Below are 14,872 nucleotides of genomic sequence, written 5' to 3'. Positions count from 1 at the left end.
GGACCGAGGTGCGAAAGCGTTGCAGGCGATGTCTGAGAGTCTCGTCTGGTACGTCAGCTACGGATCGAACATGTCCCGGGAGCGCCTCGCCTGCTATCTGCGCGGCGGTCGGCCGCCGGGCGCCGATGTCTCCTATCGCGGGGCGCGGGACCCCTCGATGCCGCGCGCCGAGGCCGGCGTCGACCTGCCGGGCAGCCTCTACTTCGCCGGCGAGTCCCGGGTGTGGGGCGGCGGCGGGATGGCGTTCTACGACCACGACGTGCCCGGCCCGACCCCTGCGAAGGCCTATCTCGTCACTGCTGGTCAGTTCGCCGACATCGCCGCCCAGGAGATGCACCGAATCCCCGACCCCGACGATCCGATCGAGGAGATCGTCGTCGGCCTCGAGGAGAACGCCCGCCACCGGGCCGGGCCCGGCCATTACGAGACGCTCATCGACGTGGGTCGCCGGGAGGGCACGCCCATGCTGACCTTCACCGCACCCCACGGGAGCGCCGCCGTCGAGCACACGATGCCCACGGCGGCCTACCTGTCGATGCTGAGCACCGGTCTGCGCGAGGCGCACGGCTGGTCCGCGAGCACCATCGATGAGCACCTCAGGTCCTGCATCGCGGCGTGAGCGGCGCTGGGACTGTCAGGCCACGTTGACGCGCATCCCCGGTGACGTACTCGATGGAGAGCTCGCCGCCGACGGCCTTCAGATAGCGGCGGACGGTGCCGATCCTGGTGTTCTCGAGGTCACCCCGCTCGATCGTGGAGATCTCGTCGACCGGCGAGCCGATCACAGGATTCCCAGCTGGGGCAGTGCGTTGAGGACGATGACGACGCCGGCGATCCCGAGGATCCAGCTCAGGGTGCTGCGCGAACCGGATTCGAGTGCGTCCTTCCAGCGGGCGAACCGCGCGTGCGTCCGCTCTCCCAGGGCGAGCGAAGCGGCGTAGATCCCCACGCCGGGCAGGATCATGATGAGGACGTACGCGCCGAGCAGCACGAGCCATCCGGCGGGCTCGAGGTCGGCCGCGGTCATGATGCCGATCGCCGCGAAGTAGGGCACGGCTGTGGCGAACTCGAACAGCCACGCTCCCACTCCCAGTCCGATCATCCCGCCGACAGTGAGGGCGCGCACGCGCTTCTCCGGCCCGGCGGACGGCCGCGTGGGGATGAGCCAGCTCGCGATGAAGAGCGCGACACCCATCCCGGCCTGGATCCACGGCGCGACCTCGGGGCTGATCGCCGGCAGCAGCGCGTCGAGGCCGAGCATGAGCACGACGCCGAGGGCGAAGTACGAGCCGGCCAGCGTGAGGAGGAACGTGCCGAGCAGGAGCCCGAGGCGCGGAGGGCGAGTGAGCACGAGGAACAGGGTGATCCCGAGGAGTGCCGGGCTCAGCGTGTCGAGCACGGCGAGTCCGAGGACCGGGGCGACCGTCGTGAGTGTCATGGGGATTCCTTCGATCGGTAAAAACACGGGCGTGCTAAATAAAATAACACGTGCGTGTTAATATCGGGGCATGCCACGAATCGTCGACCATGACCAGCGCCGCGCCGAGCTGGCGGAGGCCGCCGTTCGGGTGATCCTGCGGGAGGGCCTCGACGGCGTCACCGTGCGCGGGGTCGCGGCCGAGGCGGGATTCTCGACCGGCGCGCTGCGGCACTACTTCGCCAATCAGAAGGCGCTCCAGGAATACGTCATCACCACCGTGACGCACCGTCTGCGCGACCAGGCGATGCCGCGGATCCAGCGGCCCAGGTCCGGAGAGCCCCCGGCCGAGGTTGTCGCGCTGATGATCGAGGAGCTCCTGCCCCTGGACGCGCAGCGGCGGGAGGAGTATGCGCTGTGGATCGCGATCGCCGAATGGGAGCGCCGCCACGTGCCGCCCGGCGAATCCCGCACGTGGTCCGACCAGCGCTCGCTCTACCGGCAGTGCATCGCGGCGCTGCGCGGGCAGCCGGCCGCCGCGGATCCGGCCGCAGCCGCACGGCCGCATCCGGACGCCGAGGTCGAGGTGTGGGCCGCACTGCTCCACACCTTCGCCGACGGGCTCGCCTCCCAGCTCGTCAACACCCCGGGCGAGGTCTCGCCCGACTCCGCCCGCCGCCTGCTCCGCTCACTCCTCGCCGCGGTTCCGAGGCCCTGACGCAGCAGTTGGGTGCGGCCGCCCGGAGGCAGGGTAGGCAGGCCCGGGCTCAGCCCCCGCCGACCCCCAGCGTCGCCAGTGCTGCCGCGCGCAACCGTTCGGCCACGACTGCGGAATCGACCCGGCGCACGACGTAGGGCGTGGAGTTCACCATGCCGAACACCGCGTGGATCGTCACCGTCGCGGCGTCCTCGCTGAGCTCCGGCGCGTGCCGCCGGAGTGCGGCGACCCACAGCGACACGTACTGCCGCTGGAGGCGGCGCAGGCTGCTGCGCGCCTCGGCGGGAAGCGCGCTGAGGTCCCGGTCCTGGATCCGGATGAGCTCGGGCTCGCCGAGCGCGAACGCGAGGTGGAAGTCGACGAGCCGCCGCAGGGTGCCGGCCGGGCCGGACCCCGCGGTGACTGCGTCCCCGTCGCCCGGTGCGTCCCCGTCGCCCGGTGCGTCCCCATCGCCACGCTCGCCCCCGTCGCCCGGTGCGTCCCGCCCCGCGGCGATCTCCGCGCCCCCGGCATGGAGGTACTCCGAGATCCCGACGAGCAGCTCGGTGAGGATCTCCTCCTTCGACCCGAAATGCCGGTACACCGCCGGCCCGGAGATCCCTGCACCCGCGCCGATCTCCTCGATCGACACCGCGCGGAACCCCGAGGCCGCGAACAGCCGCTTGCTGTGGTCGAGGATCGCCTGCCGCCGGCGGGCCTTGGCGGTCTGCCGCATCGTCGCGCCGGCCGGCCTGCCCGCGCGCTCTGCCTCGGCTGCGCCCGGACCGCTCACGCGCTCCGCCCCGGCGGCATTCGTGCCGCCCGCAGTGCCTGCATCGCCCGTTCTCTTGTCCACTATGCCCATGATCGCTATGATACCAACTGAGTTAGCCTCAATTAACTGAAATGGGGATCATCCATGAAAGTGATCGGTTCACCGCTGAACTCGACCACTGGCGCCACCCACGCCTCGGCGCATGCCGAGCTCATCGCCGAGCTCCGTGAGCGGATCGCCGCCACCGCGCGCGGTGGGTCCGAGAAGTCCCGGCAGCGGCACCTCGACCGCGGCAAGCTCCTGCCGCGCGACCGCGTCGAGCAGCTCCTCGACCCCGGCTCGCCGTTCCTCGAGCTCTCCCCGCTCGCGGCGAACGGGATGTACGACGACGCCTCGCCCGGCGCCGGTATCATCACCGGGATCGGCCGGGTCGCCGGCCGGGAGTGCGTCATCGTCGCCAACGACGCCACCGTCAAGGGCGGCACCTACTACCCGATCACCGTGAAGAAGCACCTCCGCGCGCAGGAGGTCGCCAAGGACAACCGCCTGCCCTGCATCTACCTCGTCGACTCCGGGGGCGCGAACCTGCCCAACCAGGACGAGGTGTTCCCCGACCGCGAGCACTTCGGCCGGATCTTCTACAACCAGGCCACCCTGTCCGCCGCGGGCATCCCGCAGCTCGCCGCGGTGCTCGGCTCGTGCACCGCCGGCGGCGCCTACGTCCCGGCGATGGCGGATGAGTCGATCATCGTCAACGAGCAGGGGACGATCTTCCTCGGCGGCCCGCCCCTGGTCAAGGCCGCCACCGGCGAGGTCGTCACCGCCGAGGAGCTCGGCGGGGGAGCGCTCCACTCCCGCACCTCGGGTGTGACCGACCACCTCGCGGCGAACGACCCGCACGCCCTCGAGATCATGCGCGACATCGTCACCACCCTCGCCCCCCGCCCCGCGCCCGCCTGGGAGCGCACCGAAGCCGAGGCCCCCGCGTGGGACCCGGCCGAGCTCACCGCGGTGGTCCCCGTCGACTCGAAGGTCCCCTACGACGTCCGCGAGGTCATCGCCCGCCTGGTCGACGGCTCGCGGTTCCACGAGTTCAAGGCCGAGTACGGCACCACCCTCGTCACCGGGTTCGCCCGGATCGACGGCCACCCGGTGGGGATCATCGCGAACAACGGCGTGCTGTTCGGGGAGTCGGCGATGAAGGGCGCGCACTTCATCGAGCTGTGCGACCAGCGCGACACCCCGCTCGTGTTCCTCCAGAACATCTCCGGGTTCATGGTCGGCCGCGACTACGAGGCCGGCGGCATCGCCAAGCATGGTGCGAAGATGGTCAACGCCGTCGCCACCGCCCGCGTGCCCAAGTTCACCGTGGTCATCGGCGGCTCCTACGGGGCCGGCAACTACTCGATGTGCGGGCGCGCCTACTCCCCGCGCTTCCTGTGGATGTGGCCCAACGCCCGGATCTCCGTCATGGGCGGCGAGCAGGCCGCAGGCGTGCTCGCCACCGTCACCCGCGACCAGAAGACCGCCCGCGGCGAGGACTGGCCGGCCGAGGAGGAGGCCGAGTTCAAGGCCCCGATCCTCGAGCAGTACGAGCAGCAGGGCAACCCCTACTATTCGACGGCCCGGCTGTGGGACGACGGGATCATCGAACCCGGAGACACCCGCCGCGTCCTCGCGCTCGCCCTCGAGGCGTGCCGCCACGCACCGCTGACCCGCCCCCTCGACGCGCCGGGCTACGGCGTCTTCAGGATGTGACATGCTCTTCCACACCGTCCTCATCGCCAACCGCGGCGAGATCGCGCTGCGCGTCATCCGCACCTGTCGCAGGCTCGGCATCCGCACCGTCGCCGTCTACTCCGACGCGGACGCAGGCGCCGCCCACGTGCGCGCCGCCGACGCCGCCGTGCGGCTCGGCCCAGCAGCCGCGAGTGAGTCCTACCTCGACATCAGGAAGGTGATCGATGCCGCCCGGGCCACCGGCGCGCAGGCGATCCACCCCGGCTACGGGTTCCTCTCCGAGAACGCCGCGTTCGCCGCCGCCTGCGAGGACGCCGGGATCGTGTTCCTCGGCCCCACCGCCGAGGCGATCCGCACCATGGGCGACAAGATCACCGCCAAGCAGGCCGTCGCCGCCCACGGGGTGCCCCTGGTCCCCGGCGTCGCCGAGGCGGGACTCACCGACGAGCAGCTCATCACCGCAGCCGACGACGTCGGCTTCCCCGTCCTCATCAAGCCCTCCGCCGGCGGCGGCGGCAAGGGCATGCACGCGGTGTTCGACGCCGCTGAGCTGCCGGCCGCGCTCACAGCCGCGAGGCGTGAGGCCGCGAACTCCTTCGGCGACGACACGCTGTTCCTCGAACGGCTCGTCGCCACCCCGCGCCACATCGAGGTGCAGGTGCTCGCCGACGAGCACGGCACCGTCGTCCACCTCGGCGAGCGCGAATGCTCCCTGCAGCGCCGCCACCAGAAGGTCATCGAGGACGCACCGTCGGCGCTGCTCGATGCGGCGACGCGGGCGCGCATCGGCGAGGCCGCCTGCAACACCGCGCGTTCGGTGGGCTATCGGGGGGCGGGCACGGTGGAGTTCATCGTCGCCGCCGATGCCCCGGAGGAGTTCTTCTTCATGGAGATGAACACCCGCCTCCAGGTCGAGCATCCCGTCACCGAGGAGGTCACCGGGTTCGATCTCGTCGAATGGCAGCTGCGGATCGGCGCCGGCGAGCGTATAGATTTCGCCCAGGACGAGGTCACGCTCACCGGGCATGCGATCGAGGCCCGGATCTACGCCGAGGACCCCGCTCGCGGCTTCCTGCCCACCGGCGGCACCGCCCTCGCGGTCGTGTTCCCGGCAGGGGAGGGCATCCGCGTGGACGCAGGCCTGGACGCCGGGCAGCGGATCGCCACCGACTACGACCCGATGATCGCCAAGCTCATCGTCCACGCCCCGGACCGCCCGGCGGCCGTCGCGAAGCTCCGCGACGCCCTGCAGCGCTCCGCGGTGCCCGGCATCGTGACGAACATCGACTTCCTCCGCACCCTGCTGTCGCGCGACGACGTGGCGGCCGGTGAGCTCGACACCGGGCTCATCGACCGCATGAGCACGGGCAGCGAGCTCGAGCACACGCCGAGCGAGGCGGACTGGGCCTTCGCCGCGCTCGCCGTGCTCGGGGACGCGACGAAGGCCCGGACTTCGGACAGTGTGTGGAACCGGCCGAGCAGCTGGCGCACCTCCCAGCCGCCCGTGCTTCGCGTGCCGCTGACCCACGAGGGCGAGGAGCGCCTCGTCGAGGTCGACCTCGAGACCGTCGACCTCGCCCGGTTCGAACGCGACGGGGCCGGCAGTGCTCGTGCGGGCACGGCAGGTGCCGGGGTCGGCGGTGCTGCGGGCACCTCGGCCGAGGCGCCCCGGGGCCGGGAGATGACGTTCCGGGAGGACGGGGTGGATCAGCGGGCCACGGTGTGGACGACCCGGGTGGTCGACTCCCGCGCCCAGCGGCCGACCCTGGAGATCTGGGTCCGCTCGGAGACCGGGATCTTCCGGTTCACCCGCGCGGTCGCCGACCCGACGCTCGACCCGGGGGAGGCCGGCGCAGAGGTCACCGCCCCCATGCCCGGCTCCGTCATCGACGTGCGCGCCGTGGACGGTGACGCGGTCGAGGCGGGCCAGCCGCTCATCGTCGTCGAGGCGATGAAGATGGAGCACGTCCTCACCGCGCCCATGGCCGGCACCCTGCACCTCAACACCGCCGCCGGCGCTCAGGTGGCGCTCGACGAGCTGCTTGCCACCGTGACCGATGACGCGGGCACCGACACTTCTGAGACCAGCGATTCCTCCACCGACGCATCTTCGACAGACAAGGACGGCCAGTCATGACCACGACCTTCACCCCCGGAATGCTCCCCGATGAGTACGAGTCGCTGCGGAAGAGCGTCGCGAAGTTCACCGATGACGACGTCGCGCCGGTGAGCGCGGAGCTCGACGCCAAGCACGAATTCCCCTATGAGCTCGTGGCGAAGATGGGGCAGATGGGCCTGTTCGGCCTGCCGTTCGCGGAGGAGCACGGCGGGATGGGCGGGGACTACTTCGCGCTGTGCCTGGCGATCGAGGAGATCGCGCGGGTCAACCAGTCGCTCGCGATCACGCTCGAGGCCGGGGTGTCGCTGGGCGCGATGCCCATCCACCGGTTCGGCACCGAGGAGCAGAAGCGCGCATGGCTGCCCCAGCTCACCGACGGCTCCGGCCTGGCGGCCTTCGGCCTCACCGAGCCGGAGGCCGGCTCCGACGCCGGCGGCACGAAGACCCGGGCCGTGCTCGAGGACGGCATGTGGACGGTCAACGGCGGCAAGTGCTTCATCACGAACTCAGGCACGGACATCACCCGGCTCGTCACCGCCACCGCAGTGACCGGCACCCGGACCGGTAGGGACGGGCAGGAGAAGCCGGAGATCTCGACGATCATCATCCCGTCGGGGACCCCCGGGTTCACCGTGGAGCCGGCATATGACAAGGTCGGCTGGAACTCCTCGGACACGCACCCGCTGACCTTCGACAACGTCCAGGTGCCGGAGGAGAACCTGCTGGGGGAGCGGGGCCGTGGCTACGCGAACTTCCTCCGCATCCTCGACGAGGGCCGCATCGCGGTCGCCGCGTTGTCGGTGGGGGCCGCGCAGGGCTGCGTGGAAGAGTCGGTGAAGTATGCGAACGAGCGGAAGTCGTTCGGGAAGCCGATCGGGGAGTACCAGGGGATCTCGTTCAAGCTGGCTCGCATGGAGGCCCGTGTGGTGGCGGCGCGGGCGGCGTACTACCTGGCGGCCTCACGGATGCTCGCGGGGCTGCCGTTCAAGAAGGAGGCCTCGATCGCGAAGCTCGTCGCCGGTGATGCCGCGATGGACAACGCGCGCGACGCCACCCAGATCCACGGCGGCTACGGCTTCATGAACGAGTACCTCGTCGCCCGCCACTACCGCGACTCGAAGATCCTCGAGGTCGGCGAGGGGACGACGGAGGTGCAGCTCATGTTGATCGCCCGGGAGTTGGGGGTGGGGTGAGTAGGGGCGTCTACTTCGCATGAGCAGGGGCGTGCTGTGAGGACGATTTGAGCGTTCCGCGATTGCAGGTTCATCCCCGGAGAATGACGCACACTTAGGGCGTGTCTGACAATGATGTGGTTCGCTGGCTGAGAGCCTGGGAGCATGTCGAGATTCCAACTGCTCACGGATGCTCAATGGTCGCTGATCGCTGACTTGCTGCCTGCTCCGACCGGCCGCAGGGGCCGGCCCTTCGCTGATGCCCGCCAGATGGTCGAGGGCATCATCTACCGCTACCGGTGCGGGATCGCCTGGCGGGATCTGCCCGAGACGTTCGGCAAGTGGCAGACGGTATGGACCTGGCATCGCCGGATGGCCGACGACGGCACCTGGGACACCGCGCTGGCCCGCTTGGCCGCTCACGCTGACGCTGCCGGCCAGCTCGACTGGTCGCTGTCGGTGGACTCCACGATCGCGCGTGCTCATCAACACGCAACGAACATCACGCGCCTAAAAAAGGGACTCGTCGAACTACACGAATCCGGACGTCGAGCCGCCTGACCACGCGCTGGGCCGGTCCCGGGGTGGGCTGTCGACGAAGACCCATCAGCTCGTCGACGGCCACGGTCTGCCGTTGGTCACCGTGTGCACCGCCGGCCAGGACGGCGACTGCCCGATGCTCATCCCGCTCATGGATCAGCTGCGGGTCCAGCGCCCCGGACTCGGTAGCGCCCGCACCCGGCCGACAGCACTGCTGGGCGATAAGGCGTACTCCTCGCGGGCCAATCGTGCCTACCTGCGCAGCCGCCGGATTGAAGCAGTCATCCCCGAGCCGAACGATCAACAGGGCCACCGCAAGCGCCGCGGCTCCAAGGGCGGCAGGCCGCCGAAGTTCGACGCCGAGAAGTACCGGGGCAGGAACGTCATCGAGCGCGGCTACAGCCGCCTGAAGCAGTGGCGGGCCCTGGCCACCCGCTACGACAAACTCGCCATCGTCTACCGCGCAGCAGTCGTGCTCAATGCGGCTATTGCGTGGCTACACCATTTATCGGACACGCCCTAGGTCAGAGCTCCACCAATCCGTGCACGGTCCCCGGTGATGGCTGAGAGTGTGGGCGGATCGATAGTCGTGGCTATAGGGGCATGGAATTGCTGCTAGTCAATTTCGCACATGTTGAGTGACACCTTCCCCTCATGCGTTCGTAGCGAATTCTGATGGGCCATCGTGTCGAGTCGCGTCTCTCCTTGGTCGTCACGACGCGCTTCAGTTTCCCTGTCGTGGTGGACTGAATGAGAATGGTTGCGTCCTCTGCGTACCCGGCATTGAGGAATGCGTTGAGGCATTCCATAAGGTCACCGACCGTGGTCTGCCCGGAGCTGTGGGGCTGATCTCGAGCTGTGGTGGTGCCTGCTCGTGGCGGCGTTCCTACTCGGCGAGGTACACGAAGTCGCAGACGAGGATACCGGGAGTGGAAAGTTCGTCGTTCCGTTCTTACAGCTCCCGGTCCTCCGTCACACGATAGAGAGTGGCGGAAGTATCAACGGTCCGGAGTTCCATCCCTTCGAAGCTGCCGCCTCGGTACTGGTGAATAATGCTCATGGGGCCAGCCGAGGATTCGCGGCGGACAACGGACCTGTCTGAGGGTCGCGGCGGTCCTTAGTGAAGGCCGACTTACCGCTCCGAAGGGCGACTCCAGGAGAACCACCGGGTGCGCGAGTGTCAAGCCCAAACTTTGGGGGGGCGGCTCCAGAGGAGGCGCTGGAGGTACTTCGCACGGGTCGCCTCGGCCTTCGCGGTGCCCCTACGAAGGGGCGGCTATAGAGGATCCGCCGGGCGCGTCGCCCGGGCCGCCAGCGTGCACAAGTCGATGCCGACTCAACGAAGGGGCGGTTCCAGAGGAACCGCCGGCCAGGATGCGACGTGCCAGATCACCGCGGTGTAGAGGGCGCCTCAACGAAGGGGCGGTTCCAGAGGAACCGCCGGGGAACGTCGACAGGACGGAGATGGACGACTGGAAGTTGCCTCAACGAAGGGGCGGTTCCAGAGGAACCGCCGGGATCCAGTAGTCTTTGCCGGCGACGATGCGGTTGCCGCCTCAACGAAGGGGCGGTTCCAGAGGAACCGCCGGGGATCGCATTCACGCCGGGAGGCTCTACGATGACGGCGCCTCAACGAAGGGGCGGTTCCAGAGGAACCGCCGGCGGACGCGAGCGCATGTCCAAGGCGACGCTAGTCATCGGGCCTCAACGAAGGGGCGGTTCCAGAGGAACCGCCGGGCTGGTCGTCTCGGATCATAGGGAGTTGGTGTTCGATGCCTCAACGAAGGGGCGGTTCCAGAGGAACCGCCGGGTGAAGTCTCCGAGGTCGATGAGCGGTGCGGTGCCAGCGCCTCAACGAAGGGGCGGTTCCAGAGGAACCGCCGGGTAGGCGTCTAGTCGCGCGCATCGAGCGTCACCTCCTCGCCTCAACGAAGGGGCGGTTCCAGAGGAACCGCCGGCGCACATCGTCCGCGCCGTGAGCTCCGAGCAGACGGTGCCTCAACGAAGGGGCAGTTCCAGAGGAACCGCCGGTCGGCATCTCCCTGTACATCTGCCACCACACGATCGGGCCTCAACGAAGGGGCGGTTCCAGAGGAACCGCCGGGTGGTCATAGTGGTCTCCTTCTAGTTGTACTGACCGGATACGTTAGTCGGTACGGATCGTCAGGATCGATAACGTGCTGCCAACGCCTGGGCACGCACGTACAGCGCATCGCGGACGGATTCTGGCGCGAGTACGTCGGCGTCCGTGCCAAGGCGCCACACCGCCCATACCGCGTGGCGCAGGTCTTCGAAGGTCACGTCGAGCCGGACCCAATCATCCGGCTCCGGTTCCTCGGCGCGGACTGCTCGGGCGTTCTCCAGCAGCTCCTCACGACGTGACGTCTTGATGCGGATGACGACGGGGATGTGGTTCTCGGAGAGGAACTGTGCGGTGCGCTCGGCCCAGATGCGGTCGAGGTCGACCTGCGCAGGGCGTTGCGCCGGTTCGGGGAGCACTTCGGCGCTGAGCATCCGAGACAGACGGTAGGTCCGATCGTCTCCAGACCTCGTCGCCAGCAGGTAGGTGTGCCCGCGGACGGCGACCAGTCCAATCGGATCGACGGTTCGACGACTCGGTGCCTTGCCGGGTGCCGCATAGTCGAAGCGCAGCCGGCGGCCGGTGAGCACCGCGGTTCGGACTTCGCTCATGACGCCGTCGGCCAAGTCTTCGGTGGGGGCACGGCGAGAAAGCAGGTCGGTCTCCGGCTCCACGAGAAACCGTTTGGCCGCATCACCGAGGCTCATCTGGTGCCCCTCGGGTAACGCGTCGACGACCTTGCGCATCGCGGAGGCCAGTGGTGCGCTGAGGCCGAAGACCTTCTCACCACGGTTTGATCCGGCGGTGAGCAGCGCGAGCGCCTCGTCATGGTTCAGTCCGGTCAGTTCGGTGCGGAAGCCGGGAAGCAGCGAGAAACCGCCGTGTCGACCACGGTCGGCGTAAACGGGTACGCCCGCGGTCGAGAGGGCGTCGATGTCACGCAGCACGGTCCGCGTGGACACTTCGAGCTCTCCGGCCAGCTGGTCGGCGGTCATCCGGCCTCGCTGGCGCAGCAGCAGCACCAGAGAGACCAGTCGGTCTGCTCGCATGCATCGGATTCTACCAAAAATCATGACACAACATGTCATGGTTCCTCGGAAGGCTGGTAGAGCAGCGTCGAGGACGGCGACCACAGGGTTGCCGGGCGCTGGGCAACGAGCGAACGAACGGAGCAGCAATGAAACGCACGGCAGTGAACCCGGTGACGTGGTCGCAGGAGATGGGCTTCAACCAAGGGGAGGTCGTCGAGGGTGAGGCGCGGACCCTGTACATCTCCGGGCAGACGGCGATGGATAAGGACGGCCGGCCCGAGCACGACGGGGACATCGCGGCTCAGCTCGCGCTGGCTGTGGCGAACCTCGAGGCCGTGCTCGCCGAGGCCGACATGACGCTGGCGAACCTGGTTCGACTCAACGTCTACACGACCGACGTGGACGCGATGTTCCCGCACTACGGCGTGCTCGCCGGGAAGCTCGGGGCGGCAGGAGTCGCCCCGACTACCACGATGCTCGGCGTCACCCGCCTGGCGATCCCCGGCCAGATGGTCGAGCTCGAAGGAACCGCTGTCGCATAACGATTCCCCCCTTTTGAACCTCATCTCGGACGGTCAGCAGGGTAACCCTGCTGACCGTCCGACAGTCCTAAGGAGTCCCATGTCCAACGCAAATGCCGCTCTGACTCCCCGCCATCGCCTCAAAGTCGCTTGCCTGGTCGTAGATGGCGGTTGGCCGATTAGCGAGGTCGCCGCTCGCTTCCAGGTGTCCTGGCCGACAGTGAAGCGGTGGGTTGACCGCTACGCAAATGGCGAGTCGATGCACGATCGGTCCTCGCGGCCGAAGACCTCGCCGCACAGGACGAGCAAGGCGACGACGAAGCGGTGCGTGAGCCTGCGCCTGAGACTTCGCGAAGGGCCGGTTCAGCTCGCGAGCAGGCTCGGTATCGCGCCGTCTACCGTGCATCGAATCCTCACGGGCGTCCGGCTGAACCGGCTCGCAAACCTAGACCGCGCCACAGGCGAACCTGTTCGCCGTTACGAGCATGACTATGCCGGGTCGCTCGTGCACGTGGATGTGAAGAAGCTCGGGAACATCCCCGACGGCGGCGGCTGGCGCTATGTCGGCCGCCGCCAGGGCGACAAGAATCGCTCCGCTACGCCAGACAAGCCCCGCAGCAAGTGGCACAACCCCACGCTCGGGTACGCATTCATCCACACCGTCATCGACGACCACTCCCGCGTTGCCTACACCGAGGTCCACGACGACGAAACTGCCATCACTGCAGTCGCCGTCCTGCGCCGGGCGGTCGGCTGGTTCGCCGACCGCGGCGTCACCATCGAGCGCGTCCTGTCGGACAACGGCGGGGCGTACCGCTCGTTCCTGTGGCGCGACGCCTGCGAGGAACTATCGATCGCACCGAAGCGGACTCGCCCGTACCGGCCGCAGACCAACGGGAAAGTCGAGAGATTCCACCGCACCATGGCCGAAGGGTGGGCCTACGCCCGCTGCTACCGCAGTGAGCAGGAACGCCGCGACGCCCTGCAGTCCTGGCTGCACCAGTACAACCAGCATCGGCCGCACACGGCCTGCGGCAACCAGCCGCCCTTCTCGCGATTAACCAACGTCTCCGGTCAGTACATCTAGTTGTCTGGTTGTCCGCCTCAACGAAGGGGCGGTTCCAGAGGAACCGCCGGGCGACGGGTGACCGTCCACTAGACCGACCCGCACCGTGCCTCAACGAAGGGGCGGTTCCAGAGGAACCGCCGGGGGTCCGCGGTGGCCGGGATTCCCGTGGCGTCGACGCCTCAACGAAGGGGCGGTTCCAGAGGAACCGCCGGCGCGTCGCGCCACGGTAGGCGCATTTCGGCCCATGCCTCAACGAAGGGGCGGTTCCAGAGGAACCGCCGGCTGCCGCCGAGCAGGCGATCACCCGACTCACCGTCCAGCCTCAACGAAGGGGCGGTTCCAGAGGAACCGCCGGCCCGACAGCGGCCTGGGGGGCGAGGATATGATCCTGCCTCAACGAAGCGGCGGTTCCAGAGGAACCGCCGGGGCAACGTCATCGTGCGTGACGCGCTGGCGATGGAGGGGCCTCAACGAAGGGGCGGTTCCAGAGGAACCGCCGGGAAGCGAAGTGGAACTGCCCTCTACCCGAATTGGCGTAGCCTCAACGAAGGGGCTGTTCCAGAGGAACCGCCGGGTGTGGCATCACGCCCTCGGCCTTCACCCGCACCCAGCCTCAACGAAGGGGCGGTTCCAGAGGAACCGCCGGTTGGAATCGTTCGTCACGAGCGCGAACTGCGAGAAGTCGCCTCAACGAAGGGGCGGTTCCAGAGGAACCGCCGGCTGGATCGAAGACCTGACGGTGCGCGGCGACGTGCCCAGCCTCAACGAAGGGGCGGTTCCAGAGGAACCGCCGGGTTCCTCGCGATGGGCGACCCCAGCCCGTTCGACCTGCCTCAACGAAGGGGCGGTTCCAGAGGAACCGCCGGCGGTGGAATGAAAGGGTTGGTTGTCATTTCGCGGCCTCAACGAAGGGGCGGTTCCAGAGGAACCGCCGGCACGATGTCGGCGGGCACAGCGGGCAGGCCGTGGGTGCCTCAACGAAGGGGCGGTTCCAGAGGAACCGCCGGCCGGGGCTTCCCCTGCGACTCCTTCACATACCTGCCGCCTCAACGAAGGGGCGGTTCCAGAGGAACCGCCGGTCGGTTCGCCTCCGCTCGATCTCCGCGCTGATGCCCCGGCCTCAACGAAGGGGCGGTTCCAGAGGAACCGCCGGATACCCCGCAGCGACCCCGACTTGAACCGATCCCAGCCTCAACGAAGGGGCGGTTCCAGAGGAACCGCCGGGCACATCCGTGACGTCCGGGGCCACGTCCTCCCACGTGCCTCAACGAAGGGGCGGTTCCAGAGGAACCGCCGGCCATCAGGCGCGCCTCGAAATCCTCCATCGTTGCCAGCCTCAACGAAGGGGCGGTTCCAGAGGAACCGCCGGGGCACAGCCGACGGAGACCTGCGAGGTGATGTCGATGCCTCAACGAAGGGGCGGTTCCAGAGGAACCGCCGGCGGCCTCGACGCCGACGGCATCGAAATCTGATCCACCCGCCGGTTCCAGAGGAACCGCCGGGGGGTGCGGGGTGGGGTTTCCGTGTCATTCCGTGGAGCCTCAACGAAGGGGCGGTTCCAGAGGAACCGCCGGGGGCCGGCCACTGGATCGGCGGGAGGCGCGGTCAGGCCTCAACGAAGGGGCGGTTCCAGAGGAACCGCCGGAGCGAACCAAATTCATCATATCTGACCTGCGCTGACGAGCCCCTCCGCGAGCACTGCACGGAATCT

At 68.6% G+C, this 14,872-nt stretch carries 12 protein-coding genes and 2 CRISPR repeat arrays; of the genes, 8 read left to right on the top strand and 4 right to left on the bottom strand.

The features are described from left to right. The first annotated feature begins 28 nt into the window (after positions 1-28). Positions 29-619, top strand: coding sequence for a histone deacetylase (locus C1A17_RS07640; protein WP_101652376.1), 591 nt, complete (start codon positions 29-31; stop codon positions 617-619). Here the strand turns inward: C1A17_RS07640 and C1A17_RS07635 are convergent. Then, positions 597-785, bottom strand: coding sequence for a hypothetical protein (locus C1A17_RS07635; RefSeq protein ID WP_101652374.1), 189 nt, complete (start codon positions 783-785; stop codon positions 597-599). The genes C1A17_RS07640 and C1A17_RS07635 overlap by 23 nt on opposite strands. Continuing rightward, entirely contained in the window at positions 782-1,438 is a 657-nt protein-coding gene (locus C1A17_RS07630; RefSeq protein WP_101652372.1) for a GAP family protein, read from the bottom strand. The genes C1A17_RS07635 and C1A17_RS07630 overlap by 4 nt, the downstream gene beginning before the upstream one ends. A 70-nt stretch (positions 1,439-1,508) precedes the next feature. Between C1A17_RS07630 and C1A17_RS07625 the strand changes: the two genes are divergently transcribed. Next, positions 1,509-2,135, top strand: a complete 627-nt coding sequence (locus C1A17_RS07625) for a TetR/AcrR family transcriptional regulator (protein WP_101652369.1) — start codon at positions 1,509-1,511, stop codon at positions 2,133-2,135. A gap of 49 nt (positions 2,136-2,184) precedes the next feature. Here C1A17_RS07625 and C1A17_RS07620 read toward each other — a convergent pair whose 3' ends face one another. Further along, positions 2,185-2,970, bottom strand: coding sequence for a TetR/AcrR family transcriptional regulator (locus tag C1A17_RS07620; RefSeq protein ID WP_245873574.1), 786 nt, complete (start codon positions 2,968-2,970; stop codon positions 2,185-2,187). Between the two features lie 63 nt (positions 2,971-3,033). Here C1A17_RS07620 and C1A17_RS07615 point away from each other — a divergent pair, with 63 nt between their 5' ends. From C1A17_RS07615 to C1A17_RS07600, 4 genes are all read left to right on the top strand, one after another. Further along, positions 3,034-4,647: a carboxyl transferase domain-containing protein gene (locus C1A17_RS07615; RefSeq protein ID WP_101652367.1), complete on the top strand. Its 1,614-nt coding sequence runs from the start codon at positions 3,034-3,036 to the stop codon at positions 4,645-4,647. 1 nt (position 4,648) lies between these two features. After that, the gene (locus C1A17_RS07610; protein ID WP_101652365.1) at positions 4,649-6,766 is read left to right on the top strand and encodes an acetyl/propionyl/methylcrotonyl-CoA carboxylase subunit alpha; all 2,118 of its coding nucleotides are present in this window, start codon (positions 4,649-4,651) and stop codon (positions 6,764-6,766) included. Between the two features lie 20 nt (positions 6,767-6,786). Continuing rightward, on the top strand, positions 6,787-7,941 hold the full coding sequence (locus C1A17_RS07605) for an acyl-CoA dehydrogenase family protein (RefSeq protein WP_425427317.1): 1,155 nt from the start codon (positions 6,787-6,789) through the stop codon (positions 7,939-7,941). 144 nt (positions 7,942-8,085) lie between these two features. Beyond that, positions 8,086-8,983, top strand: a protein-coding gene (locus C1A17_RS07600) for an IS5 family transposase (protein WP_101652361.1) whose coding sequence is annotated in 2 segments (ribosomal slippage) — positions 8,086-8,442 and positions 8,444-8,983 — 897 coding nt in all. Because the reading frame shifts where the segments join, the coding sequence is not laid out codon by codon here. A 735-nt stretch (positions 8,984-9,718) separates the two neighbouring features. Then, positions 9,719-10,564: a CRISPR direct-repeat array (repeat unit 36 nt; unit sequence GCCTCAACGAAGGGGCGGTTCCAGAGGAACCGCCGG). A 59-nt stretch (positions 10,565-10,623) separates the two neighbouring features. On the opposite strand, the gene C1A17_RS07595 is transcribed toward C1A17_RS07600, so the two are convergent. Continuing rightward, positions 10,624-11,589, bottom strand: a complete 966-nt coding sequence (locus C1A17_RS07595; RefSeq protein WP_101652359.1) for a helix-turn-helix transcriptional regulator — start codon at positions 11,587-11,589, stop codon at positions 10,624-10,626. 128 nt (positions 11,590-11,717) lie between these two features. Between C1A17_RS07595 and C1A17_RS07590 the strand changes: the two genes are divergently transcribed. Together C1A17_RS07590 and C1A17_RS07585 are read left to right on the top strand one after the other, a co-directional pair. Next, positions 11,718-12,113, top strand: a complete 396-nt coding sequence (locus C1A17_RS07590) for a RidA family protein (protein WP_101652357.1) — start codon at positions 11,718-11,720, stop codon at positions 12,111-12,113. 79 nt (positions 12,114-12,192) lie between these two features. Beyond that, complete coding sequence (locus C1A17_RS07585; RefSeq protein WP_101652355.1) at positions 12,193-13,179, top strand: IS481 family transposase; 987 nt, start codon at positions 12,193-12,195, stop codon at positions 13,177-13,179. A gap of 14 nt (positions 13,180-13,193) precedes the next feature. Beyond that, positions 13,194-14,602: a CRISPR direct-repeat array (repeat unit 36 nt; unit sequence GCCTCAACGAAGGGGCGGTTCCAGAGGAACCGCCGG). Positions 14,603-14,872 lie beyond the last annotated feature (270 nt).

The sequence above is a fragment of the Brevibacterium ihuae genome (assembly GCF_900184225.1).
Lineage (GTDB): Bacteria > Actinomycetota > Actinomycetes > Actinomycetales > Brevibacteriaceae > Brevibacterium > Brevibacterium ihuae.
This window is presented reverse-complemented; position numbering and strand designations above follow the sequence as displayed.

What these genes read in the sequence shown, in the direction of transcription:
- C1A17_RS07640 (WP_101652376.1), top strand. Translation starts at nt 29, where the DNA reads ATGTCTGAGAGTCTCGTCTGGTACGTCAGCTACGGATCGAACATGTCC.
- C1A17_RS07630 (WP_101652372.1), bottom strand. Translation starts at nt 1,438, where the DNA reads ATGACACTCACGACGGTCGCCCCGGTCCTCGGACTCGCCGTGCTCGAC.
- C1A17_RS07625 (WP_101652369.1), top strand. Translation starts at nt 1,509, where the DNA reads ATGCCACGAATCGTCGACCATGACCAGCGCCGCGCCGAGCTGGCGGAG.
- C1A17_RS07615 (WP_101652367.1), top strand. Translation starts at nt 3,034, where the DNA reads ATGAAAGTGATCGGTTCACCGCTGAACTCGACCACTGGCGCCACCCAC.
- C1A17_RS07610 (WP_101652365.1), top strand. Translation starts at nt 4,649, where the DNA reads ATGCTCTTCCACACCGTCCTCATCGCCAACCGCGGCGAGATCGCGCTG.
- C1A17_RS07605 (WP_425427317.1), top strand. Translation starts at nt 6,787, where the DNA reads ATGCTCCCCGATGAGTACGAGTCGCTGCGGAAGAGCGTCGCGAAGTTC.
- C1A17_RS07595 (WP_101652359.1), bottom strand. Translation starts at nt 11,589, where the DNA reads ATGCGAGCAGACCGACTGGTCTCTCTGGTGCTGCTGCTGCGCCAGCGA.
- C1A17_RS07590 (WP_101652357.1), top strand. Translation starts at nt 11,718, where the DNA reads ATGAAACGCACGGCAGTGAACCCGGTGACGTGGTCGCAGGAGATGGGC.
- C1A17_RS07585 (WP_101652355.1), top strand. Translation starts at nt 12,193, where the DNA reads ATGTCCAACGCAAATGCCGCTCTGACTCCCCGCCATCGCCTCAAAGTC.